Annotated in this window: 15 protein-coding genes, 21 tRNA genes, 3 rRNA genes and 1 riboswitch; of the genes, 4 read left to right on the top strand and 35 right to left on the bottom strand. The window is 46.3% G+C overall.

The window, feature by feature from the left end; translation table 11 throughout:
* Positions 1-14: 14 nt before the first annotated feature.
* Positions 15-1,148: a spore coat protein CotSA gene (gene cotSA / locus NSQ12_RS16325; RefSeq protein ID WP_003229028.1), complete on the bottom strand. Its 1,134-nt coding sequence runs from the start codon at positions 1,146-1,148 to the stop codon at positions 15-17.
* Positions 1,149-1,337: 189 nt separating this feature from the next.
* Here cotSA and cotI point away from each other — a divergent pair, with 189 nt between their 5' ends.
* Positions 1,338-2,411: a spore coat kinase CotI gene (cotI, locus tag NSQ12_RS16330; protein WP_080478419.1), complete on the top strand. Its 1,074-nt coding sequence runs from the start codon at positions 1,338-1,340 to the stop codon at positions 2,409-2,411.
* Between the two features lie 79 nt (positions 2,412-2,490).
* On the top strand, positions 2,491-2,958 hold the full coding sequence (locus NSQ12_RS16335; RefSeq protein ID WP_204551355.1) for a TspO/MBR family protein: 468 nt from the start codon (positions 2,491-2,493) through the stop codon (positions 2,956-2,958).
* 30 nt (positions 2,959-2,988) lie between these two features.
* Here NSQ12_RS16335 and glgP read toward each other — a convergent pair whose 3' ends face one another.
* From glgP to NSQ12_RS16480, 29 genes are all read right to left on the bottom strand, one after another.
* Entirely contained in the window at positions 2,989-5,385 is a 2,397-nt protein-coding gene (gene glgP / locus NSQ12_RS16340) for a glycogen phosphorylase GlgP (protein ID WP_273796599.1), read from the bottom strand.
* Positions 5,372-6,826, bottom strand: a complete 1,455-nt coding sequence (glgA, locus tag NSQ12_RS16345; protein ID WP_339175158.1) for a glycogen synthase GlgA — start codon at positions 6,824-6,826, stop codon at positions 5,372-5,374. Before glgA ends, glgP begins: the two co-directional genes overlap by 14 nt.
* A complete protein-coding gene (glgD, locus tag NSQ12_RS16350) occupies positions 6,823-7,854 on the bottom strand; it encodes a glucose-1-phosphate adenylyltransferase subunit GlgD (protein WP_015251371.1) in 1,032 nt (343 codons plus the stop codon). The genes glgA and glgD overlap by 4 nt, the downstream gene beginning before the upstream one ends.
* 23 nt (positions 7,855-7,877) lie before the next feature.
* Positions 7,878-9,020: a glucose-1-phosphate adenylyltransferase gene (locus NSQ12_RS16355; RefSeq protein ID WP_003229018.1), complete on the bottom strand. Its 1,143-nt coding sequence runs from the start codon at positions 9,018-9,020 to the stop codon at positions 7,878-7,880.
* On the bottom strand, positions 9,017-10,900 hold the full coding sequence (glgB, locus tag NSQ12_RS16360; protein WP_160221777.1) for a 1,4-alpha-glucan branching enzyme: 1,884 nt from the start codon (positions 10,898-10,900) through the stop codon (positions 9,017-9,019). The genes NSQ12_RS16355 and glgB overlap by 4 nt, the downstream gene beginning before the upstream one ends.
* A 232-nt stretch (positions 10,901-11,132) precedes the next feature.
* A tRNA-Glu gene (locus NSQ12_RS16365) sits at positions 11,133-11,204 on the bottom strand.
* 25 nt (positions 11,205-11,229) lie between these two features.
* A tRNA-Ser gene (locus NSQ12_RS16370) sits at positions 11,230-11,320 on the bottom strand.
* A 3-nt stretch (positions 11,321-11,323) separates the two neighbouring features.
* Positions 11,324-11,398 (bottom strand) — tRNA-Asn (locus tag NSQ12_RS16375).
* Positions 11,399-11,408: 10 nt separating this feature from the next.
* Positions 11,409-11,485, bottom strand: a tRNA-Ile gene (locus tag NSQ12_RS16380).
* Between the two features lie 15 nt (positions 11,486-11,500).
* Positions 11,501-11,574: transfer RNA gene (locus tag NSQ12_RS16385), tRNA-Gly, on the bottom strand.
* Positions 11,575-11,584: 10 nt separating this feature from the next.
* Positions 11,585-11,660: transfer RNA gene (locus NSQ12_RS16390), tRNA-His, on the bottom strand.
* A 17-nt stretch (positions 11,661-11,677) separates the two neighbouring features.
* Positions 11,678-11,753 (bottom strand) — tRNA-Phe (locus NSQ12_RS16395).
* A 12-nt stretch (positions 11,754-11,765) separates the two neighbouring features.
* Positions 11,766-11,842, bottom strand: a tRNA-Asp gene (locus NSQ12_RS16400).
* Positions 11,843-11,853: 11 nt separating this feature from the next.
* Positions 11,854-11,930, bottom strand: a tRNA-Met gene (locus NSQ12_RS16405).
* A gap of 17 nt (positions 11,931-11,947) precedes the next feature.
* A tRNA-Ser gene (locus tag NSQ12_RS16410) sits at positions 11,948-12,040 on the bottom strand.
* Positions 12,041-12,046: 6 nt separating this feature from the next.
* Positions 12,047-12,123 (bottom strand) — tRNA-Ile (locus NSQ12_RS16415).
* 2 nt (positions 12,124-12,125) lie between these two features.
* Positions 12,126-12,202, bottom strand: a tRNA-Met gene (locus NSQ12_RS16420).
* A 19-nt stretch (positions 12,203-12,221) separates the two neighbouring features.
* Positions 12,222-12,294, bottom strand: a tRNA-Ala gene (locus NSQ12_RS16425).
* A gap of 5 nt (positions 12,295-12,299) precedes the next feature.
* Positions 12,300-12,376, bottom strand: a tRNA-Pro gene (locus NSQ12_RS16430).
* Between the two features lie 15 nt (positions 12,377-12,391).
* Positions 12,392-12,468, bottom strand: a tRNA-Arg gene (locus tag NSQ12_RS16435).
* A gap of 9 nt (positions 12,469-12,477) precedes the next feature.
* A tRNA-Leu gene (locus tag NSQ12_RS16440) sits at positions 12,478-12,563 on the bottom strand.
* Positions 12,564-12,577: 14 nt separating this feature from the next.
* Positions 12,578-12,652: transfer RNA gene (locus NSQ12_RS16445), tRNA-Gly, on the bottom strand.
* Positions 12,653-12,657: 5 nt separating this feature from the next.
* A tRNA-Leu gene (locus NSQ12_RS16450) sits at positions 12,658-12,744 on the bottom strand.
* A 10-nt stretch (positions 12,745-12,754) separates the two neighbouring features.
* Positions 12,755-12,830, bottom strand: a tRNA-Lys gene (locus NSQ12_RS16455).
* Between the two features lie 37 nt (positions 12,831-12,867).
* Positions 12,868-12,943 (bottom strand) — tRNA-Thr (locus NSQ12_RS16460).
* 32 nt (positions 12,944-12,975) lie between these two features.
* Positions 12,976-13,051: transfer RNA gene (locus NSQ12_RS16465), tRNA-Val, on the bottom strand.
* A gap of 22 nt (positions 13,052-13,073) precedes the next feature.
* Positions 13,074-13,189 (bottom strand): 5S ribosomal RNA (gene rrf / locus NSQ12_RS16470).
* A 55-nt stretch (positions 13,190-13,244) separates the two neighbouring features.
* A 23S ribosomal RNA gene (locus tag NSQ12_RS16475) occupies positions 13,245-16,172 on the bottom strand.
* Positions 16,173-16,342: 170 nt separating this feature from the next.
* Positions 16,343-17,892: ribosomal RNA gene (locus tag NSQ12_RS16480) — 16S ribosomal RNA — on the bottom strand.
* Together the 16S, 23S and 5S rRNA genes with 21 tRNA genes alongside form the textbook arrangement of a ribosomal RNA operon.
* Before the next feature lie 464 nt (positions 17,893-18,356).
* Positions 18,357-18,458, top strand: a riboswitch (TPP riboswitch).
* 99 nt (positions 18,459-18,557) lie between these two features.
* On the opposite strand from NSQ12_RS16480, the gene thiT reads away from it, so the two are divergent.
* Positions 18,558-19,136 carry an energy-coupled thiamine transporter ThiT gene (thiT, locus tag NSQ12_RS16485; RefSeq protein ID WP_003228966.1) on the top strand — a complete coding sequence of 193 codons (579 nt, stop codon included), beginning with the start codon at positions 18,558-18,560 and terminating at the stop codon, positions 19,134-19,136.
* A gap of 41 nt (positions 19,137-19,177) precedes the next feature.
* Here thiT and NSQ12_RS16490 read toward each other — a convergent pair whose 3' ends face one another.
* Genes NSQ12_RS16490 through NSQ12_RS16500 form a run of 3 tightly spaced genes read right to left on the bottom strand, consistent with a single transcriptional unit; the run spans position 19,178 to position 21,791 of the window.
* Positions 19,178-19,699 carry a GNAT family N-acetyltransferase gene (locus NSQ12_RS16490; RefSeq protein WP_339175162.1) on the bottom strand — a complete coding sequence of 174 codons (522 nt, stop codon included), beginning with the start codon at positions 19,697-19,699 and terminating at the stop codon, positions 19,178-19,180.
* 17 nt (positions 19,700-19,716) lie between these two features.
* Positions 19,717-21,246 carry a flotillin lipid rafts scaffold protein FloT gene (gene floT, locus NSQ12_RS16495; protein ID WP_003228960.1) on the bottom strand — a complete coding sequence of 510 codons (1,530 nt, stop codon included), beginning with the start codon at positions 21,244-21,246 and terminating at the stop codon, positions 19,717-19,719.
* 20 nt (positions 21,247-21,266) lie between these two features.
* On the bottom strand, positions 21,267-21,791 hold the full coding sequence (locus tag NSQ12_RS16500; protein ID WP_015251368.1) for an NfeD family protein: 525 nt from the start codon (positions 21,789-21,791) through the stop codon (positions 21,267-21,269).
* 167 nt (positions 21,792-21,958) lie between these two features.
* Here NSQ12_RS16500 and NSQ12_RS16505 point away from each other — a divergent pair, with 167 nt between their 5' ends.
* Positions 21,959-22,447, top strand: a complete 489-nt coding sequence (locus NSQ12_RS16505; protein ID WP_003242867.1) for a DinB family protein — start codon at positions 21,959-21,961, stop codon at positions 22,445-22,447.
* Positions 22,448-22,452: 5 nt separating this feature from the next.
* Here NSQ12_RS16505 and NSQ12_RS16510 read toward each other — a convergent pair whose 3' ends face one another.
* Positions 22,453-23,031, bottom strand: coding sequence for an MOSC domain-containing protein (locus NSQ12_RS16510; protein ID WP_015251367.1), 579 nt, complete (start codon positions 23,029-23,031; stop codon positions 22,453-22,455).
* Between the two features lie 87 nt (positions 23,032-23,118).
* Positions 23,119-24,327, bottom strand: a complete 1,209-nt coding sequence (gene gbsB, locus NSQ12_RS16515) for a choline dehydrogenase (RefSeq protein WP_003243227.1) — start codon at positions 24,325-24,327, stop codon at positions 23,119-23,121.
* Positions 24,328-24,340 lie beyond the last annotated feature (13 nt).

Here is a 24,340-nt window from a genome sequence, read left to right on the forward strand (position 1 = left end):
TCTGTTCACCCCTTCTATCTGTTCTTTTCATAGACGCTGAGCAGATTTTCAGCCACCCTCTGCCAGCCAAAATTGCTTTCTGCCTCACGGCGGCTGTATTTCCCAAGCCGTTCCCGCTTTTCCGAGCTGCTCAGCAAATCATTGATACGTTCGGCATATTGTTTAGGATTTTCAAAGTCATGAATGATGTAGCCGTTTTTCCCTTCCTCTATGACCTCTGGATTGCCTCCCCGATTGCTTGTAATAATAGGAAGTCCCGCAGCCATCGCTTCATAATGCACCCTTGCTAAAGGCTCCTGCCATTGCGAAGAGCATACAAATACATCTGACATGGTATAAAGGCGCGGAATGTCCTTTGGCTTCACAAATTGAATAAATGTGACATGATCCTTTTGCATCGCACCAAGGGTATGAAGATGTTTGACATAGTTATTTAATTCATTATCTCCGAACCATTTTGACCCGATAAACACCATCATGACATCGGGGTGCTCCTCAATGATGTCCGGCAAAGCTTGCAATAATATGTGCGGGCCTTTGACTTTGCTAAGCCGGCCGACAAACAAGACGATTTTTTTGCCGTGAAGCCCCAGCTCGCTACGCATCTCTTCGCGAGCCCGCTGCCCTTCATTCGTCCAGCGAGGGTGGTACGTTTTTAAATCCACACCAGAATACACCGTTTTTGTTTTTGATCGTGCTGACGGAAAACGGCTTGTGATCGTCTGTCCGATATAATCGCTGACCGTAACAATCTGCGCTACGGAGTCGATGCAAATCTCGCCTTCCGCCTGGCTGATTTTATCGTAAGCGAACATTTCATTGTGAACGCTTAAAATAAAAACAGCATCCGGCGCCTGTTTCTTCAATTTCGGAACCCAGCTTGGGCGATTACAAACATGCACAAGATCAAAACGGCTCTTTTTCAGCTCTGCTCCAACGGCTTCTTCATAACGGTCTTCATCCAAATGCACATAATGGACACCGTCTACCTTCTCTCTATCAGCGAGATTCGGATCTTTAATAGAAAACACAGTCACCTCATGTTTTTTGGCAATTAAAGGGGCAACCGCTTCGAGGTAGATTTGAATGGCGCCTCCTCGAACCGATGGGACAGGAAGCTTCTCTGTGGCGATCAGTGCTATTTTCATACATAGCCTCCATTCCTGCATGATTTTTAACTAGTTAGAATCATGATACGGCTGAACAACCAACTTGTGCGGAATGGGACTGCCCTAAAAACAAAACGGGTAAACAACCAGATTCATCTATTAAATATAGTCAAATATCTCAATCATTTTTTCCTTTTGATTCATAAGGTAGGAGTAAAACAGGTAAGGATGTGTCCTTTAATGGCAGAAAACCATGAAGTCATTGAGGAGGGGAATTCATCAGAGCTTCCTTTATCAGCAGAAGATGCAAAAAAATTAACGGAGCTGGCTGAAAATGTGCTTCAAGGATGGGATGTGCAGGCTGAAAAAATAGACGTCATTCAGGGAAACCAGATGGCGCTTGTCTGGAAGGTCCACACAGACTCCGGCGCGGTTTGTCTAAAACGAATACACAGGCCAGAAAAGAAAGCGTTGTTTTCCATTTTCGCGCAGGACTATTTAGCAAAAAAAGGCATGAATGTTCCTGGCATACTCCCAAACAAAAAAGGCAGCCTATATTCCAAGCACGGCTCATTTCTATTTGTCGTATATGACTGGATCGAAGGAAGGCCGTTTGAGCTGACTGTAAAGCAGGACTTGGAGTTTATCATGAAAGGCCTTGCTGATTTTCATACAGCTTCCGTCGGATATCAGCCGCCAAATGGCGTTCCCGTATTTACCAAATTAGGTCGCTGGCCGAATCACTACACGAAACGATGCAAACAGATGGAAACGTGGAAGCTGATGGCGGAGGCGGAAAAAGAAGATCCTTTCTCACAGTTTTATCTTCAGGAGATAGATGGCTTTATTGAAGACGGGCTGCGCATCAAAGACCAGCTTTTGCAGTCGACCTATGTTCCATGGACTGAACAGCTGAAAAAAAGCCCTAACCTTTGCCACCAGGATTACGGAACCGGAAATACACTCTTAGGGGAAAATGAACAGATTTGGGTCATTGACTTAGATACCGTTTCATTTGATCTGCCTATTCGCGATTTGCGCAAAATGATTATTCCGCTTTTGGATACGACGGGCGTTTGGGATGAAGAAACATTTCATGTCATGCTGAACGCATACGAATCCAGAGCCCCATTAACTGAAGAACAAAAACAAGTCATGTTTATTGATATGCTGTTTCCTTACGAGCTTTACGATGTCATTCGCGAAAAATACGTCCGCAAGTCTGCTTTACCGAAGGAAGAATTAGAATCAGCTTTTGAATATGAACGCATTAAAGCAAACGCATTGCGGCAGCTTATTTAAGACCATCATTTCCCCCGCATATCGGGGGTTTGATCTTTATAAGATAAAGGGTAATTAAATACATGCGGAGGTTGCAAATATGAAAAAGATTGTCGGCGCTTTAGCCGTTTTTGTGATTACATATGCGCTGTTTTCAGCCGCAGGCTACCTGTTTCCTGTGGACCAAGAATGGTACAATTCATTGAAAAAACCGGACTGGACGCCAAGCGGAACTGCGATCGGCATCATTTGGGCCATCCTGTTTGCCCTGATCTCCCTTTCAGCAGCCATTGTATATGCTGCGTTTTCATTTAAAGGTGCGAAAAGCTTTTGGTTTACACTTTTGATAAATTACGTGCTCAATCAAGCCTTCAGCTATTTCCAGTTTACGCAAAAAAATCTGCTGGCTGCATCGCTTGACTGCCTGCTTGTCGCCATCACAGCAATCGTATTACTGATCATTGCCAAAAAATACAGCAGAGCCGCAAGCTATCTTCTTTTGCCTTATTTTTTATGGAGTGCATTTGCGACGTTCTTATCCTTTACAATCAATTCAATGGATCTGTGAACAAAAAAAGCCGCTTATACAGCGGCTTTTTCACATCATCGGCTTGATGCCCCAAATGTCCTTCGCATATTCCCGGATCGTGCGGTCGCTGGAGAAATATCCTGAATGAGCAATGTTTACAATCGAACGCTCAGACCATTTCCTTCGCTCTCGATAATCAGCTTGAATTCGCTCCTGCGCATCTGCATATGAGCTGAAATCCTTCAGCACAAAATACTCATCATTATGCGGAAGCAGCGAGTCAAAGATCGATTCAAATTCATCTGCTTCTCCTTCAAAAAAACCATTGATCAGCTGATCCGCTACCTGCCTGATTCTTCTGTCATGCTGATAATATTCCCTCGATCTATAGCCACCATTTTCCTGATACGATAGAACCTCATCCGCCTTTAAGCCGAACGTGTAAATACAGTCAGGGCCCACCCGCTCAAAGATCTCGATATTTGCGCCGTCATGCGTGCCGATCGTCAAAGCCCCGTTCATCATAAACTTCATATTCCCTGTACCAGACGCTTCCTTGCTTGCAGTTGAAATTTGCTCACTTACGTCTGATGCCGGAAAAATTCGCTCAGCCATAGAAACTCTATAATTTTCTAAAAAAACAACTTTGATCAGCTGTTTGACCGCTGGATCGTAATTGACTTTTTCTGCGACAGAATGGATCAGCTTAATGATTTTCTTGGCATAATAATAGCTTGGTGAAGCCTTTGCCCCGAAAATAAAGGTTTGCGGGTAGATTGAAAACCCCGAATCCTCCTTGAGGCGGTTATACAAATACATAATGTGAAGAACATTCAACAGCTGCCGTTTATATGCATGAAGCCGTTTCACCTGTACGTCGAATATGCTCTCAGGGTTCACAACCACCCCGGCCGTGCAAAAAATCAAATCGGCAAGCTCTTGTTTTTTCTTGCTTTTGTTGTTTTGAAACTGTTCAATAAATGCAGGATCAGAGGCGTACGGTTCTAAACGGATCAGCGATTCCGGCTGCTTGACCCATTCATCACCGATCGCCTCTGTAATGATGGCAGACAAGCCTGGATTCGCTTTTAACAGCCAGCGCCTGTGGGCAATTCCATTCGTCTTATTGTTAAAACGATTCGGGAACAGCAGGTGAAAGTCGCGCATCTCCCTTTCCTTTAATATATCGGAATGTATTTTTGCAACGCCATTTACACTGTAGCTGCCTACTATGGCCAGATGAGCCATTTTGACAACACCATGCGCTGTAATCGCCATGTCCTCTATCCTTTTCCAGTCTCCAGGATACTTTTCCCAAACTGCACGGCAAAACCTCTCATTGATCTCTTCAATAATCATGTACATTCGCGGGAGCAGCGGCTTAAACAAATGAATCGGCCATTTCTCGAGCGCTTCTGACAATGTTGTATGATTTGTATAAGAAATCGTATGTACAGTGATATGCCAAGCTTCTTCCCAGCCCATGTTCTCTTCATCGAGCAAAATCCGCATCAGCTCAGGCACCGCAAGCGCAGGGTGAGTGTCATTAATATGAATGCTCACTTTTTTATGCAGGCCGGATAAAGATTTATGTGTTTTACGGTAATTGTTCACAATGCTTTTTAAGCTTGCGCATACTAAAAAATACTGCTGCTTCAGCCGTAAAATTTTCCCCTCATCATGGGTGTCATCGGGATATAAGAATTCAGAAACCGCTTCTGTTTCTCGCTTATAAGACAAAATATTACCGCCGTGATAATGCGCATAGGGCTCGGCGTTCCAAAGCCTTAACGTGTTGACAGTGCCCGTTTCATAGCCGATGATCGGGATATCATAAGGAACAGCGGTAACAATTGTCGCTTGTTCGTGGCGAAAATGCAGGCGCCCGCTTTTTTCTGTCATATGGACTTCGCCCCAAAACGGCACGTCCACTGCTTGATCTGCATTCCTTACTTCCCATACGTTCCCGTTTTTCAACCATTGCTCAGGCAGCTCCACCTGATGTCCGTCTACAATTTTTTGCTCAAACAAGCCATGCTTATAACGTATGCCCATCCCGTGCCCCGGCAGGTTCAACGAAGCAAGAGAATCTAAAAAGCAAGCGGCCAAGCGGCCAAGCCCGCCGTTGCCGAGACCTGCATCGTTCTCTATCTGAAGGATTTCCTCTAAATTGATGCCGATTTCCTTTAAACCAGCTTCTACAACATCACGAACACCAAGATTCATTAAGTTTTGCTCAAGGAGCTGACCGAGCAGAAATTCGATTGATAAATAATATGTCTGCTTCCCGGAATTTGATCTGCTTTTTTCATTCGTTTCGATCCAATCAGCGCTGATATACTCTCTGACCATATTGCCCAACGTTTTATATTGATCCAGCTTGGCAGAATCTTTAAAGCTTTTTCCGCACGTCATTTCCAGACGCTTTAAAAATAAGTCTGCAAAGCGTTCTTTACTCGAGAACATCCCGTCCACTCCTTGTCACCTGCTCGAAAATACGCTGATACTCTTTAGCCGACTTCCCCCAGCTGTAATCTGCATTCATTGCGGTCTTCACGATGCTCTTCCATACATCCTGTTGGCGATAAAACGCCAGCGCTCGTTCAATCGTAAATTTCAAATCATGCGCATTAAAGGCGGAAAACGTAAAACCATTGCCCGTTCCCTCTTCCTCCTGATAGGAACGGACAGTGTCGTAAAGACCGCCCGTTTCCCTGACAATCGGAATGGCGCCATATTGAAGAGCAATGAGCTGCCCCAAACCGCACGGCTCAAATTTCGACGGCATCAAAAACATATCAGAGCCCGCATAAATTTGATGAGCTAGCGGCTCATCAAACCCGATATAAGCTCGGCACTTCTCATGAAAAGCAAATTCTGCATACCGGAAATAATCTTCAAATTCACGTTCTCCTGTGCCTAGCACAACCAGCTGTATGTCTTGCTCCTCAAGAAGTTCGTGCATAATTCTGCGGACAAGATCAAGCCCCTTTTGTTTAGTGAGCCTTGTCACCATACTGATCAGCGGAATATCGTTTTTCTCTGGAAGCCCCATTCGCCGCTGAAGCTTCGTTTTGTTTTCCAACTTGCATGCAAGATCCCCTGAATCGTATTGCGCCTCTATATAAGGGTCGCTTTTCGGCTGATAGAACGTATCATCAATGCCATTTAATATGCCGGTTACATCATTTTCCCTATATTGCAAAACCTGTTCCAACTGCTCACCATAATACGGAGTCAATATTTCATTTCTGTAAGTGGGGCTCACAGTTGTCACATGATCAGCCGCAATGATGCCCGCCTTCATAAAATTAACAAATCCGTTGCATTCTAACCTTTCATAATGAAAATGATCCATCTCAAGACCCAGCAAGTCATGTGTGACATCAGGAGGGAAAATACCTTGAAACTGCAGGTTGTGGATCGTGAGCACGCTTTTCATCCGTTCATAAAAAGGATGTTTTCTGTACTCCTCTTTCAGCAAATAATTGACCATCGCTGTATGCCAATCGTGAGTATGAACAATATCGGCTTGAACATTCACAACTTTGGCAGCCTCCAGTACAGCTCTTGAAAAAAAGGCAAACCGCTCACCGTCATCATAATGCCCGTACAACGAATCCCTGTTGAAATAGTACTTATTGTCGATGAAGTAATAATTCACATCGTCTTCGGCCATATGTTCAATTCCGCAATATTGCTGACGCCAGCCGACAGCTACCGTACACTCAGCCTTTTTTTTCATACGCTTTTTCCACGGTTCAGGTATTTGGCTGTACTTCGGCAGCATCACATATACTTCATTGCCTAATCGCGCAAGCGCCTTCGGAAGAGCGCCTGCTACATCGGCAAGACCTCCTGATTTCACAAATGGGGTGCATTCAGACACAGCAAATAATATCTTCAAGAATTCATCAGCTCTCCTTGCACCAAACCTTTTCTTAATACAAGCGGCTGCTCAGCTGTTCCTACAGCTTCCGTCGCCTTGCCGATTTTAACGTCCTTATCCGAAATGACCTGCTCAAGAAGACAATCCTCGCCAATCTGCGTTTTTTGCATAATAATACAGTTTTTCAGCTTCGTACCCTTTCCGACATGAACCGCCCTGAACAAAATGCAGTTTTCAACCTCTCCTTCAAGCACACAGCCGTTTGCCACCAAAGAATTTTTGACAGTGCTGTGCTTTCCGTATTTCGTAGGCGGCTCATCCTTCACTTTTGTATAGATCGGCTGCTGCGGCAAAAACACCTGCTGCCAAAAACGAGGCTGAATGAGCTCCATACTGTGGGTATAATATTTTTCCACCGAATCAATGACAGCGGCATAACCTGAATATTCATAAGGGCAAATGGTCAGGGCGGAAGATTCCTTTTCAACAGCCTCCTGAATGGTTTTATAGCCTTTTTCGCTATGTCCGTAGATCAGATCCTTTAAAAGCGTTGTTGACATGATATAGATTTGCAGCGACTGGCCGTCCTGAAATACCTCGGTGACATCGCAGCCAACCTCCTGATGGCGTTTCAGCACATATTGAAATTGAATGTTGCATACGGTATGGCTGTTGGAGATTACAGCATATTGCTGAGTGCTTCTGTGGAAGTAATCTAGATGGTCCGAAAACTGGCGAAAGGAACCGAATTCATCGTATTCGTGATGAAGATGGGGAGACGGGAAAAAAAAGAGGCCGTCCTTTTTCCGGTGCAAATCCCATTCCTTACCCGCCCCAAGGTGATCCATGAGCGAACGGTAACGATACTTCGGAAAAATTGCAACACTCCTAATATCCGCATTCACCATGTTGGAAAGCATAAAATCAATCAGTCGGTACCTGCCGGCAAAAGGGATCGCCCCGAGCGACCGCTGTGCTGTTAAATCCTGAAGAGAATGCTTATATGTGGTTTCATCTATAACACCTAACATTTGATTATTGAACACTGACTCTGCCCCCTCTTCAGTAATTAAATCAATTCTTTTTCTACAAATTCCTCTGAAACGAGCAGCACCTCTTCAATGTCTTTTTCGGAGCGAATCACTGCGCCATCCGGCAGCACCATCCCATTAGGAACAATGGCATTTTCAATGACTACATGCTCCCCAATCGTCACATCCGGCATTATGACGGATGATGTAACAGTCGTATGCTTACCAACAGTCACACCTTGAAAAAGAACGGAGTGAGACACATTTCCATATACAACACAACCTTCGTTCACAAGCGAATCTTGAACCTGCGCATCAGATGAAATAAATTGCGGAGGCTGATTTGGATTGACGGAGTAAATTTTCCATTTGCGTTCAAACAGCTTCAGCTCCGAGTCCTCTTTTAACAAATCCATATTGGCTTCCCACAAGCTCTGCACCGTTCCGACATCCTTCCAATATCCCTTGAACGGATAAGCAGAAAGCTTCTTTTTCTCTTCCAAAAGCAGAGGAATAATGTCTTTGCCGAAGTCGTGGCTAGAATAAGGGTTTTGATCGTCCATCTCAAGATACTGTTTCAAAAGCGGCCAATTGAATATATAAATTCCCATTGAGGCAAGATTGCTCTTAGGGAATTTGGGCTTTTCATCAAAATGTGTGATCGTCCCATCTGGATTGGCCTTCATGATGCCGAACCGGCTTGCTTCCTCCCAGCCCACTTCGATGACAGAGATGGTCACATCTGCCTTCTTTTCAATGTGATAATCAAGCATTTTGCCGTAGTCCATTTTGTATATGTGATCTCCTGATAAAATCAGTACATACTCAGGATCATACTGATTCAAATAATTGAGATTTTCATAAATGGCGCTTGCCGTCCCTTTATACCACTTGACTTCTGATGACTCGGCATAAGGGGGTAAAACCGTCACGCCGCCATTATATCTATCCAGGTCCCATGCACTGCCGATCCCAATATAGGAATTCAGCTCAAGCGGCTGATATTGCGTTAAAATCCCGACTGTGTCTATGCCTGAATTTGAACAGTTGCTTAGGGTAAAATCAATAATCCTGTATTTTCCCCCGAAAGATACAGCCGGTTTAGCCATATTTTTTGTTAATCCGCTGAGACGGCTGCCCTTCCCGCCGGCAAGGAGCATGGCTACACATTGTTTTTTCATCTTTTTATCTCTCCTCTTTTTTTAACCGCCCGTAAAATCGAGATGCCGTAAGGGGGGATGGTCATCGTGATATAACACGGTTTATGATGAAGTGCTCCCTTTTTGGCCGATAACGGCTTTTTGTTGATTTGCCCTGAGCCTCCATATGTTTCACTGTCACTGTTAAGCACTTCAATGTATTGAGTAAAAAAAGGAACTCCAACATCATATTGATGATAGACCACGGGTGTAAAATTACAAATGATGACAAGCGCCTCACCGTGCTTTTTGCCATAACGAATAAAAGAAAAGATTGATTGTTCGTCATTATGGACATCAATCCATTCAAACGATTGTGCACGATGGTCATGCTCGTAAAGGATTTTGCTTTTTTGGTAAAAGCGGAGAAGATCTTGCGTAAAAACGCTGGCTTTCTGATGCATGGGGAAGGAGTCCAAAAACCAATCAAGCTGTTCTGTATCTTTCCATTCATCAAATTGGGCAAACTCTGATCCCATAAAGATCAATTTCTTTCCGGGATGCACTGTCATATAGCCCAGCAAAAGCCGATACTGGGCAAATTTCTGCCAGTAGTCGCCAGGCATTTTATTAAGAAGTGATTTTTTCCCGTATACGACTTCATCATGAGAAAACGGCAATACAAAATGCTCACTAAACGCATATAGTAATGAAAAAGAGATAAGCTGATGACAATGCCGCCTTTCTTCGGGCGGCGTCTCCATGTATTTCAGTACGTCATTCATCCATCCCATATTCCATTTATAATGAAAACCAAGCCCCCCTTCCTCAACGGCACCTGTCACTTGAGGCCATTCTGTAGAATCTTCCGCAATCATCATCACATGGGGATATGTCTCTCTCATGGTTTGATTGAGTTTTTTAAAAAAATCAACAGCATATGGATTCGTGTGGCGTTCATCCTGATTTGGCCAATACAGGATATTAGCCACTGCATCAACCCTAAATCCATCTATATGATAGAATTCCGCCCAGTACAACGCATTCGAAATTAAAAAACTATGAACTTCCGGTTTTCCCAGGTCAAAGTTTGCCGTGCCCCATAACCAGTTCTCCCGATCACGTTCTTCTTTGTATTCATAAAGCGGTTCTCCATCAAACATATAAAGGCCATGTGCATCTTTACAAAAATGTCCGGGGACCCAATCCAAAATGACTCCGATATTTTGTTGATGACATTCATCAACAAACTTCATCAGATCATGCGGCGTGCCAAACCTGCTTGTCGGGCTGTAATACCCCGTTCCTTGGTACCCCCATGAACGATCATATGGATGCTCATACACCGGAAGCAGTTCAATATGGGTAAACCCATGCTCCTTGATATAAGGGATAAGCGTCTGACTTATTTCTTTATAGGAATAATGCCTGCCATCAGAATGTTTCTTCCAAGACCCAAGATGCAGTTCATAAATGAAAACAGGTTTTTCATACAGCGTCTTAGTCTTCTGTTTCTTTTGCCATTTTTGATCTTGCCAGCTGTACCCTTCCAAATCGTAAGTAAGTGACGCTGTGTTTGGTCTGACTTCTGAATAAATAGCGTATGGATCTGCCTTCAGCCTGATCTCACCGTTATTCGTCACGATTTCATATTTATATCGTTCCTTTTCTCCTATACCTGGAATAAATAACGTCCAAATGCCATTATCATTCACTCTGTGCATCACATGCTCTTCTCCAGACCAGCTGTTAAAATCTCCAGCCACTCGTACTTCCGACGCATGAGGCGCCCACACACAGAATTCATATCCGCTTTTGCCATTCAGCTCGCGGTAATGCGAGCCAAACAGCTGATAGCTTTTAAACAGACTGCCTTCGTGAAAAAGATAAACATCATGTGCTGTCGGGCTGGCAGCGGCCATGTAATCATCCTTTCTGACATCATAGTTTTCATTTATAGTATTTATTCGAAGAAATAAAAAAAAGCCCTTTCCTGAAAGCGCTTATACTTATAGACAATTAACTTCATTTTCTGAAGAAAAACGAAATATATGGAGATTTTTGTAGTCTGTTTTTAAAATAAAGAACAAAATCTAAGACATATCATGATTTATAAAAACAAAAAAACCTTGCAGGATATGCAAGGCTTCTGGATGACCCGTACGGGATTCGAACCCGTGTTACCGCCGTGAAAGGGCGGTGTCTTAACCGCTTGACCAACGGGCCGATAATTATGATATCTGTAATCATATGGCGGAGAAGGAGGGATTTGAACCCTCGCGCCGCTTACACGACCTACACCCTTAGCAGGGGCGCCTCTTCAGCCACTTGAGTACTTCTCCATTTGGCTCCACAGGCAGGATTCGAACCTGCGACCGATCGGTTAACAGCCGATAGCTCTACCACTGAGCTACTGTGGAACAAAAGTCATGGTGGGCCTGAATGGACTCGAACCATCGACCTCACGCTTATCAGGCGTGCGCTCTAACCAGCTGAGCTACAGGCCCATGACGATATAGAAATGGAGCGGGTGATGGGAATCGAACCCACGACATCAGCTTGGAAGGCTGAGGTTTTACCACTAAACTACACCCGCAATTTTTATTTGGGGCGATTGATGGGAATCGAACCCACGAATGCCAGAGCCACAATCTGGTGCGTTAACCACTTCGCCACAACCGCCAAAATATATTGATAAATGGTGGCTCGGGACGGAATCGAACCGCCGACACACGGATTTTCAGTCCGTTGCTCTACCAACTGAGCTACCGAGCCTAAGTATTTAAATGGCGGTCCGGACGGGACTCGAACCCGCGACCTCCTGCGTGACAGGCAGGCATTCTAACCAACTGAACTACCGGACCATTTTAAAATTTGGTTGCGGGGGCAGGATTTGAACCTGCGACCTTCGGGTTATGAGCCCGACGAGCTACCGAACTGCTCCACCCCGCGATGATTAGGAATATGTATGGCGGAGGAAGAGGGATTCGAACCCCCGCGGGCTTTGACACCCCTGTCGGTTTTCAAGACCGATCCCTTCAGCCAGACTTGGGTATTCCTCCGTATAGTGGTGGACCTTGTAGGACTCGAACCTACGACCGGACGGTTATGAGCCGTCTGCTCTAACCAACTGAGCTAAAGGTCCATTGGTAGCGGTGGAGGGGATCGAACCCCCGACCTCACGGGTATGAACCGTACGCTCTAGCCAGCTGAGCTACACCGCCAAATATTTTTGAAATCAAGTGGAGCCTAGCGGGATCGAACCGCTGACCTCCTGCGTGCAAAGCAGGCGCTCTCCCAGCTGAGCTAAGGCCCCAAGAATGGTCGGGAAGACAGGATTCGAACCTGCGACCCCATGGTCCCAAACCATGTGCTCTACCAAGCTGAGCTACTTCCCGATTTCATATAGATCATGGCGCGCCCGAGAGGAGTCGAACCCCTAACCTTTTGATCCGTAGTCAAACGCTCTATCCAATTGAGCTACGGGCGCAAAACTTAATGCCGAGGGCCGGACTTGAACCGGCACGGTAGTCACCTACCGCAGGATTTTAAGTCCTGTGTGTCTGCCAATTCCACCACCCCGGCGTGGATGGTATAGTTGGAGCGGAAGACGGGATTCGAACCCGCGACCCCCACCTTGGCAAGGTGGTGTTCTACCACTGAACTACTTCCGCAGAAATGGTGCGGATGAAGGGACTTGAACCCCCACGTCTGTAAAGACACTAGAGCCTGATTCTAGCGCGTCTGCCAATTCCGCCACATCCGCAACATGTAAATGGTGAGCCATGAAGGACTCGAACCTTCGACCCTCTGATTAAAAGTCAGATGCTCTACCAACTGAGCTAATGGCTCTTCTTACAAGAGACTTGAATATTATATCATATAAAAGTGGTGCCGGCAAGAGGACTTGAACCCCCAACCTACTGATTACAAGTCAGTTGCTCTACCAATTGAGCTACACCGGCATATATGTAAAACCGATATGTATAATGAAAAATGGTGGAGGATGACGGGCTCGAACCGCCGACCCTCTGCTTGTAAGGCAGATGCTCTCCCAGCTGAGCTAATCCTCCATACTTGCACTAACGTGCAATTGCTTGGCGGCGTCCTACTCTCACAGGGGGAAACCCCCGACTACCATCGGCGCTGAAGAGCTTAACTTCCGTGTTCGGTATGGGAACGGGTGTGACCTCTTCGCTATCGCCACCAAACAAATTGAGAGTGTTCTCTCAAAACTAGATAACAGGTGTGACATCATTCAAAAATATGGTTAAGTCCTCGATCGATTAGTATCTGTCAGCTCCATGTGTCGCCACACTTCCACCTCAGACCTATCAACCTGATCATCTTTCAGGGATCTTACTTCCTTGCGGAATGGGAAATCTCATCTTGAGGGGGGCTTCATGCTTAGATGCTTTCAGCACTTATCCCGTCCGCACATAGCTACCCAGCGATGCCCTTGGCAGAACAACTGGTACACCAGCGGTGCGTCCATCCCGGTCCTCTCGTACTAAGGACAGCTCCTCTCAAATTTCCTGCGCCCGCGACGGATAGGGACCGAACTGTCTCACGACGTTCTGAACCCAGCTCGCGTACCGCTTTAATGGGCGAACAGCCCAACCCTTGGGACCGACTACAGCCCCAGGATGCGATGAGCCGACATCGAGGTGCCAAACCTCCCCGTCGATGTGGACTCTTGGGGGAGATAAGCCTGTTATCCCCGGGGTAGCTTTTATCCGTTGAGCGATGGCCCTTCCATGCGGAACCACCGGATCACTAAGCCCGACTTTCGTCCCTGCTCGACTTGTAGGTCTCGCAGTCAAGCTCCCTTGTGCCTTTACACTCTGCGAATGATTTCCAACCATTCTGAGGGAACCTTTGGGCGCCTCCGTTACCTTTTAGGAGGCGACCGCCCCAGTCAAACTGCCCACCTGACACTGTCTCCCCGCCCGATAAGGGCGGCGGGTTAGAAGGTCAATACAGCCAGGGTAGTATCCCACCGATGCCTCCACCGAAGCTGGCGCTCCGGTTTCCAAGGCTCCTACCTATCCTGTACAAGCTGTACCAACATTCAATATCAGGCTGCAGTAAAGCTCCACGGGGTCTTTCCGTCCTGTCGCGGGTAACCTGCATCTTCACAGGTACTATAATTTCACCGAGTCTCTCGTTGAGACAGTGCCCAGATCGTTGCGCCTTTCGTGCGGGTCGGAACTTACCCGACAAGGAATTTCGCTACCTTAGGACCGTTATAGTTACGGCCGCCGTTTACTGGGGCTTCAATTCGCACCTTCGCTTACGCTAAGCGCTCCTCTTAACCTTCCAGCACCGGGCAGGCGTCAGCCCCTATACTTCGCCTTACGGCTTCGCAGAGACCTGTGTTTTTGCTAAACAGTCGCCTGGGCCTATTCACTGCGGCTCTCTCGGGCTTGCACCCTAACAGAGCACCCCTTCTCCCGAAGTTACGGGGTCATTTTGCCGAGTTCCTTAACGAGAGTTCTCTCGATCACCTTAGGATTCTCTCCTCGCCTACCTGTGTCGGTTTGCGGTACGGGCACCTCTCACCTCGCTAGAGGCTTTTCTTGGCAGTGTGGAATCAGGAACTTCGCTACTATATTTCGCTCGCCATCACAGCTCAGCCTTATGGGAAACGGATTTGCCTATTTCCCAGCCTAACTGCTTGGACGCGGATATCCAATACCGCGCTTACCCTATCCTCCTGCGTCCCCCCATTGCTCAAATGGTGAGGAGGTGGTACAGGAATATCAACCTGTTGTCCATCGCCTACGCCTTTCGGCCTCGGCTTAGGTCCCGACTAACCCTGAGCGGACGAGCCTTCCTCAGGAAACCTTAGGCATTCGGTGGAGGGGATTCTCACCCCTCTTTCGCTACTCATACCGGCATTCTCACTTCTAAGCGCTCCACCAGTCCTTCCGGTCTGGCTTCACAGCCCTTAGAACGCTCTCCTACCACTGTTCGAAGAACAGTCCGCAGCTTCGGTGATACGTTTAGCCCCGGTACATTTTCGGCGCAGAGTCACTCGACCAGTGAGCTATTACGCACTCTTTAAATGGTGGCTGCTTCTAAGCCAACATCCTGGTTGTCTAAGCAACTCCACATCCTTTTCCACTTAACGTATACTTTGGGACCTTAGCTGGCGGTCTGGGCTGTTTCCCTTTCGACTACGGATCTTATCACTCGCAGTCTGACTCCCAAGGATAAGTCATTGGCATTCGGAGTTTGACTGAATTCGGTAACCCGGTAGGGGCCCCTAGTCCAATCAGTGCTCTACCTCCAAGACTCTTACCTTGAGGCTAGCCCTAAAGCTATTTCGGAGAGAACCAGCTATCTCCAGGTTCGATTGGCATTTCACCCCTACCCACACCTCATCCCCGCACTTTTCAACGTGCGTGGGTTCGGGCCTCCATTCAGTGTTACCTGAACTTCACCCTGGACATGGGTAGATCACCTGGTTTCGGGTCTACGACCACGTACTCATGCGCCCTATTCAGACTCGCTTTCGCTGCGGCTCCGCATCTTCTGCTTAACCTTGCACGGGATCGTAACTCGCCGGTTCATTCTACAAAAGGCACGCCATCACCCGTTAACGGGCTCTGACTACTTGTAGGCACACGGTTTCAGGATCTCTTTCACTCCCCTTCCGGGGTGCTTTTCACCTTTCCCTCACGGTACTGGTTCACTATCGGTCACTAGGGAGTATTTAGCCTTGGGAGATGGTCCTCCCGGATTCCGACGGAATTTCACGTGTTCCGCCGTACTCAGGATCCACTCAGGAGAGAACGAAGTTTTGACTACAGGGCTGTTACCTCCTATGGCGGGCCTTTCCAGACCTCTTCATCTACCTCGTTCCTTTGTAACTCCGTACAGAGTGTCCTACAACCCCAAGAGGCAAGCCTCTTGGTTTGGGCTAATCCCGTTTCGCTCGCCGCTACTCAGGGAATCGCATTTGCTTTCTCTTCCTCCGGGTACTTAGATGTTTCAGTTCCCCGGGTCTGCCTTCTCATATCCTATGAATTCAGATATGGATACCACTCCATTACGAGTGGTGGGTTTCCCCATTCGGAAATCTCCGGATCAAAGCTTGCTTACAGCTCCCCGAAGCATATCGGTGTTCGTCCCGTCCTTCATCGGCTCCTAGTGCCAAGGCATCCACCGTGCGCCCTTTCTAACTTAACCGTTAAAAAGAATCACTATGTGATATCTTGTGTTACTAATTGAATGTGATGTCTACTGTTATCTAGTTTTCAAAGAACACGTTTCGAAGGAATGATCCTTCAAAACTAAACAAGACAGGGAACGTTCTGTTTATAAGACCCAAGGTCTTATATTCCGTATAATATCCTTAGAAAGGAGGTGATCCAGCCGCACCTTCCGATACGGCTACCTTGTTACGACTTCACCCCAATCATCTGTCCCACCTTCGGCGGCTGGCTCCTAAAAGGTTACCTCACCGACTTCGGGTGTTACAAACTCTCGTGGTGTGACGGGCGGTGTGTACAAGGCCCGGGAACGTATTCACCGCGGCATGCTGATCCGCGATTACTAGCGATTCCAGCTTCACGCAGTCGAGTTGCAGACTGCGATCCGAACTGAGAACAGATTTGTGGGATTGGCTTAACCTCGCGGTTTCGCTGCCCTTTGTTCTGTCCATTGTAGCACGTGTGTAGCCCAGGTCATAAGGGGCATGATGATTTGACGTCATCCCCACCTTCCTCCGGTTTGTCACCGGCAGTCACCTTAGAGTGCCCAACTGAATGCTGGCAACTAAGATCAAGGGTTGCGCTCGTTGCGGGACTTAACCCAACATCTCACGACACGAGCTGACGACAACCATGCACCACCTGTCACTCTGCCCCCGAAGGGGACGTCCTATCTCTAGGATTGTCAGAGGATGTCAAGACCTGGTAAGGTTCTTCGCGTTGCTTCGAATTAAACCACATGCTCCACCGCTTGTGCGGGCCCCCGTCAATTCCTTTGAGTTTCAGTCTTGCGACCGTACTCCCCAGGCGGAGTGCTTAATGCGTTAGCTGCAGCACTAAGGGGCGGAAACCCCCTAACACTTAGCACTCATCGTTTACGGCGTGGACTACCAGGGTATCTAATCCTGTTCGCTCCCCACGCTTTCGCTCCTCAGCGTCAGTTACAGACCAGAGAGTCGCCTTCGCCACTGGTGTTCCTCCACATCTCTACGCATTTCACCGCTACACGTGGAATTCCACTCTCCTCTTCTGCACTCAAGTTCCCCAGTTTCCAATGACCCTCCCCGGTTGAGCCGGGGGCTTTCACATCAGACTTAAGAAACCGCCTGCGAGCCCTTTACGCCCAATAATTCCGGACAACGCTTGCCACCTACGTATTACCGCGGCTGCTGGCACGTAGTTAGCCGTGGCTTTCTGGTTAGGTACCGTCAAGGTACCGCCCTATTCGAACGGTACTTGTTCTTCCCTAACAACAGAGCTTTACGATCCGAAAACCTTCATCACTCACGCGGCGTTGCTCCGTCAGACTTTCGTCCATTGCGGAAGATTCCCTACTGCTGCCTCCCGTAGGAGTCTGGGCCGTGTCTCAGTCCCAGTGTGGCCGATCACCCTCTCAGGTCGGCTACGCATCGTTGCCTTGGTGAGCCGTTACCTCACCAACTAGCTAATGCGCCGCGGGTCCATCTGTAAGTGGTAGCCGAAGCCACCTTTTATGTTTGAACCATGCGGTTCAAACAACCATCCGGTATTAGCCCCGGTTTCCCGGAGTTATCCCAGTCTTACAGGCAGGTTACCCACGTGTTACTCACCCGTCCGCCGCTAACATCAGGGAGCAAGCTCCCATCTGCCCGCTCGACTTGCATGTATTAGGCACGCCGCCAGCGTTCGTCCTGAGCCAGGATCAAACTCTCCGATAAATGGATCACAGGTTAAGTTCACCGCATCCCGCGGTGACACCTGTGTGACCTACGTCGTGCAGGCCCTAGTTTGACTGACTACGCACATTGCTGTGCGATTTATAAAAATGAATTAACAGGTACGTTTTGTCTTGTTTAGTTTTCAAAGATCATTTCGTTACTTCTCAATGAAGCAGCTTTACTAATATAACATTCAGCTTCTTTTTTGTCAACAACTTTTTTCAAGTTGTTTTGAAGCATCTAGTTTGTGTCCGCTGTGCATCAGCGACGTTTAATAATATAACACCTGTATTTATTTATTGCAATAGTTTTTTTAAAAAATCTATAAAACAAATAAACTATAATCCTCGCCATGATTTCTAAAGCGTGTGTATCATATAACTTTCTTAAAAGAACATATACATCAGTCATGTGATCTTGTTGTTTTTTTCGTTTTCTTGTATAGTAGAAACGAACTAAATACTGATGACCACAAGGGGAGCATTAAAGCTGAGAGTGAGCGGTATCGTTCTGACCCTTTGAACCTGTTAGTTAACGCTGGCGTAGGGATGTGGCAAAGTCAAATGAATTGCAGATCGTAAAGCAGTGCGTGGAACTTTTCTCATCCTTCCGCGTGCTGCTTTTTTGTTGTCCTTTTGGTTGTCTGTCAATGGAAGGAGATAGATATGAATCAATCTAAGCAACTGGTTCGCCTTATTGAAATTGCCATTATGACAGCGGCAGCCGTTATTTTAGACATTGTCTCAGGAATGTTTCTTAGCATGCCTCAAGGAGGCTCGGTCTCCATCATGATGATTCCGATCTTTTTAATTTCGTTTCGCTGGGGTGTCAAAGCAGGTCTTACTACAGGTTTGTTGACAGGTCTAGTACAAATAGCAATCGGAAACTTGTTTGCTCAACATCCTGTACAGCTATTGTTAGATTACATTGTCGCTTTCGCAGCAATCGGCATAAGCGGCTGTTTCGCTTCTTCTGTCCGTAAAGCCGCTGTATCAAAAACAAAAGGGAAATTGATTGTTTCAGTGGTCAGCGCAGTTTTTATCGGCAGTTTGCTGCGCTATGCCGCGCATGTCATTTCAGGAGCTGTGTTTTTCGGCAGCTTTGCTCCAAAAGGAACACCGGTATGGATTTATTCTTTAACTTATAATGCGACTTACATGGTTCCTTCATTCATTATTTGTGCAATTGTCCTATGTTTATTATTTATGACAGCACCCCGTTTGCTTAAAAGTGACAAAGCGTAAAAGTAACAATCCCCCAGCGAATTCCGCTGGGGGATTGTTCGTTATCTGTTAAGAAGTGTTTTTAAAGCTGAAAGATCCGGCCAGCCAAGACCTACTTCTTTCAGCCTTACTCCGGCAATTTCAAAGTTGTCCTCCGCTACTCTTTCAGGTGAATAGGCCTGATAAAATATAATCGAGGGATTCTGCTCAATAACCCAAACAAACATACTTGAAAAACCATGTTGAAGCAAAAACTCCGCTCCTTTTGCTAAGAGCGCCCTGCCTGCACCTTGCCGCTGGCGCTCTTCCAGAAGATAAATAGCGTATAACTCGCCGTCATAGCCTTCTTGTTCAGAGCGAATAGGTCCAAATGAAGCAAAGCCGAATACTGAACCCTTTTCGTCCTGAGCAACAAATACTCCCTTTAACGAGCGACTTTTCCATTTGTCTTCATATTCCTTATAGTTCAGGCTGTTTAAATAATCAATCGGGATAATTTCGTGGTATGTTGTCCTCCAGCTGTCTACATGCACTTTTGCAATGTCCTTTATATCCTCTAACTTCGCTTCACGTACAGTTACCATACGGTTCTGCCCTTTCCTTACTCTGATTTTTGGATCGTTTTGGCTTCTTTGATTTCATTTGTTAATTCATTAATGCTTTGTTTTACGTTTCCTTTTCCTGAAAAGTTCTCAAGCATTTCTTTTACATCAATTCCTGAGGATGCTTTTAAACTTTCTTGCAGACTTGACATTAAGTTCGTCGCATAGCTGGTTACTTTGTTTGCTCCGCTTGATTCACCGCTTCCTCCTGTATCGACAACGGTGATTTTATCAATATTTGAAAGAGGTGCCGCTGCTTGTTTCGCGTATTCCGGAAGCATTTTGACAATCATATCGAAAATCGCCGCCTGCCCGTACTGTTCAAAGGCGGCCGCAATTTTCTCTTTTGCTTCCGCTTCTGCAAGACCTTTCAGGCGGATAACCTCTGCTTCTGTCTCTCCTTTCGCTTTTTCCGCTTCTGCTTTTGCTAGCCCGTCAATTCTTACTTTTTCCGCCTCAGCCTTTGCCATTGCTTCTATACTGTACTTCTTGGCATCGGCTTCCGCGAGCTGTTTGGCTTTCTCAGCTGCTGCGGACTGCTCAACAGAATAACGGTCTGCATCGGCTTTTTTCTTTACCTCTGAGTCGTATTGACGTTCACGGCGAAGAATTTCTTTTTCTTCTAGTTCTATTTGTTTTTGGCGTTCGATAATTTTAACCTGCATTTCCTGCTCTGTGACTTGCTGGCGCGCTCTGGCAGTCTCTAAATCATATGCCTGGTCGGCATTCGCTTTTGCCGTATCTTGTTCTCTGCGGAATTCAGCCATTTTGAGCTGATTGATTTTTTCAGCTTCAGCGATTTCCGTCGCCCGTTCAAGTTCTGATTTTTTTGCGTCTTTATCGGCTTCTGCCCGCTTAATTCGGGTTTCTTTATCAGCCTCTGCTGTCGCGATATCAGCATCGCGTTTTACTTGGGCAATTCTCGGTTTCCCTAATGATTCAAGATAACCGTTTTTATCACGCACATCTTTAATGGTAAAGGAAACAATCACAAGCCCCATTTTCGCGAGGTCCTGTGAAGCGACACGCTGCACCTCTTGAGAAAATTTCTCCCTGTTTTTATAGATTTCTTCAACTGTCATTGAGCCGAGAATGGAACGAAGGTGGCCTTCTAAAACCTCCCGCGCTTCCTGCTCACGGTCGTCTTTTGATTTCCCTAAAAATTGTTCGGCCGCTGTAGCGATTTCTCCTATAGAACCGCCGATTTTAATAATCGCAGTTCCATCGGCCATTACTGGCACTCCTTGTTCTGTATAGACTTCAGGTGTCGAAACATCGAGTTTGCTTGATAATAAGCTTAGCGGCTCTGCCTGCTGGAAGACGGGAAGGACAAAGGTTCCTCCGCCGCGGACGATTTTAATACGGTTGCCGCCTTCATCGACATGAACATTTTTATTGCCCAGATAGCTCCCTGTTACAATTAACGCTTCATCAGGCCCTGCTGTACGATACTTCGTAATAAACACAGCTATTAGTGCAATTAATAAAAAGAATACAACTCCGATGATCATTATAATCGGCATTGTCATATCAAATTCCTCCTTTTATGTTAAATGGGTTCATGCGGAGTAACCGAAAGAACTCCGTTGTTAATATCTACGACTAACACCGTTGTCCCGTAACTGATCTGCTGATTATCAAAACTGACCGCTGACTTTGAAATGGTGCCGCCTATCCCTTCTATGACCACTTCACCAAACCCGTCAACCGGAACAGCTGTAATCACTTTACCGAGTCTTCCTCTGAGATCATCTTCTCTATATGCCAATGATTCTTCTGCAGATGATAATGGTACCAGTACAAAGATGTGAAGCAATACCACCAGCATGATTGAAAGGATGCAAGATAAAAGCGCAATCAGCAAGCTTGACAGAGGCAATACGAGTTCACCTATATATCCGCCCGCTGAAAAACATGTGAAAAATGAGAGCACTAATGTCGGATTAAGAAACGGAATGCCTTCTGGCAGCCCTGCAAATACATCTCCGAAAAACAGGAATAACAGCGTAAGGCTGCCCGCAATAATAAGCGTATAAAGATAAATTGTTTGTATAGGTACTCCAAATAACTCCAATTTCCTCATCCTTTCTTCATCAATGCATTGATGAACGGCTGCCGTTACCATTAATACGAGACACCCCAGGAAAAGTTTCAAAATTTTAAGATAAATAACCCATTTGAAGTGCTTTATAAATGATAATTGCTTATATATATGGTAATGTCATTTTAGGAGGAGATATGATGAGTATCTTTAATGAAGCCAGATTAGAAACGTGGAACGAATTGAAAGGACTTTCTGACGAAAAGCTGAATCAAAAGCCTTCTGCTGAAGAATGGAGCATACGGGAAGTTCTTGACCATTTGAAAAAAATCGATATGACCGCACAAAAAATGTTGAAGGAACGTGTAAAGGACGCTCCGATTAAAGAAATTGAAGAAAAACCGCTTGAGGTAGCACAGGACAGAAATAATAAACGGAAAGCCCCGAGTCATCTTGAGCCTGCGCATGATTTTATTTCAGGCAGCCAAATGAAACGTGAGCTTGATGTGGTAAGAGAGCAGCTGACTGCTGCGATTGCCTCTCTGAAAGAAGAAGATTTTGAAAGAGTGCTTCCGCATCCTGTGTTTCAAGAGCTGACTGTCAGACAGTGGATCGATTTTATCGGCCATCATGAAAAACGGCACCTCAGCCAAATGAAAGAAATTAAAGAAAAGATAGAAAGGGCCTGATTTAATCAGACCCTTTCTGCTTTTCGTTTGACTTTTCGCTGATAGGAATGAACTTCTATTTCATCACCTGTGTAAACAGCACCAGGTCTCTCCACAATACAGACAATCCCTCTAATGCCCAGTGCGTGGCGGACGAAAGCCGACGCCAGCTTCGGTTGGTCCGGATAATAAGACTGAATGACTTCTCCCGGCTGGATACACGGATCATTTTCGCCCTCACACAGCAGAGCCGCTCCGCTTGGAAAAATAATCCGGCTTCCTTCTTTTAATGAAGTAAGATCTGGCATACCGCTGACTGCCACATTCGCCCCGAGCCATTCCGGCAAAATCCTCGGCACTCCCATTTTTAAAGCGATTTCGTTGCATTCCTCTATTGAAACAATTGAAATTTGTCTGCGGTTGAAAATTTCAGTCCCTCTTGAAAACATTGGTTCTCTGGCTCCCGCTTTTTTAGTCAGGCCAAAATGCAAATCGCCAGGGATGCCGCCATAATCAAAATCAAGCTTGTCCATTTGCTTTGTTACGAAACTTTCTGTATCTGCGATATATAAGCCTTCTGCTTTTGCAGTCATCCGCTTCCACATCAGCTGGCACCTTCTTTCTTATCTAAAATTTCCACCTATGCTTCATTATCCCAAAAAATCCCGCTCTGTAAAGGAGCGGGATTTTGATTATACCGTTTTAGGCGTAAGGTTAAAGCAGCGCTTGTAGATCCAGTTGTATGCTTTTTCATTTAAATCTCTAGGGTTTCCGAAGGTTTGCGGATCTTTCATTGCTTCTTTAGACAAGCGTTCGATCATATCAGGTGATACTCCCTGCTCTTCTAAAGTCGGCACTTCTAAATCTTCGACCAGATCATACATCCAATTGACAGATGCTTTCGCAGCTTCTTCTGTTGTCATCTTGCTTGTATCAATACCGAACGCTTTCGCAATACGCGCAAACTTCTCAGGATAGCCCTTCCAGTTGTATTCCATGACAGGGCCCATCATCGCCGCTACACATTGGCCGTGAGCGACTGGGATAATACCGCCAAGCGTTTGGCTCATCGCATGAGCCGCGCCCGCTGATTCACTTCCGTAAGAAAGACCGGCAAGCATCGCTGCCTGCGCCATTCCGTACCTTGCTTCCAGATCCTCTCCGTCAGCAAATGCCCTCTTAATGTAATGAGCGGCATACTCAATCGCCATTAGGGCAACCGCATCCGTGATTGGCTGTGCAAATTTCATTGTATAGCACTCAATGGCATGGGCGAGCGCATCAATTCCCGTCATAGCTGTTACATGCGGAGGCATTGAAACATGAAGCTCAGGATCAATGATGGTCAAGTGCGCTGCAATCAGCGGACCGCCCGTGTTGAATTTGAATTCTCTTTCTTCATCTGTGATAACCGCCCATTGAGTTACTTCTGATCCTGTTCCAGCTGTAGTGGGAATTGTCGTCAGCGGAGGAATGCGGTTTTCCAGCGGTTTTTTCCCATCTGCCGCTTCATAATCAAGCACGCTTCCTTCGTGAGTCGCTTCTACTCCGATTGCTTTAGCTGTATCCATGGAGCTTCCGCCTCCGACTGCCACCAAACCATTACAGTTCTCTTTTTTGTAAAGCTCAGATCCTTCATTCACCAGACGGACAGGCGGGTTTGGCTCAACTTTATTAAAGAGCACCACTTCAATGCCTGCTTCTTTAAGTGATTCGATTACAGGATCAGCAACACCGGCTTTATAAATCCCTGGGTCTGTGACAAGGAGCGCTTTTGAAACGCCCAGTGCAGCTACTTCCTCACCCGTATGCTTGATGGCTCCGATTCCATGCTTAATCACAGTCGGAATTTCAAATGTGTGGAATTTCTGCATGCTTTCTACCTTCATATTTAATGTCATCATCAATCTCCCC

Source organism: Bacillus sp. PS95 (assembly GCF_037963565.1).
GTDB lineage: Bacteria > Bacillota > Bacilli > Bacillales > Bacillaceae > Bacillus > Bacillus subtilis.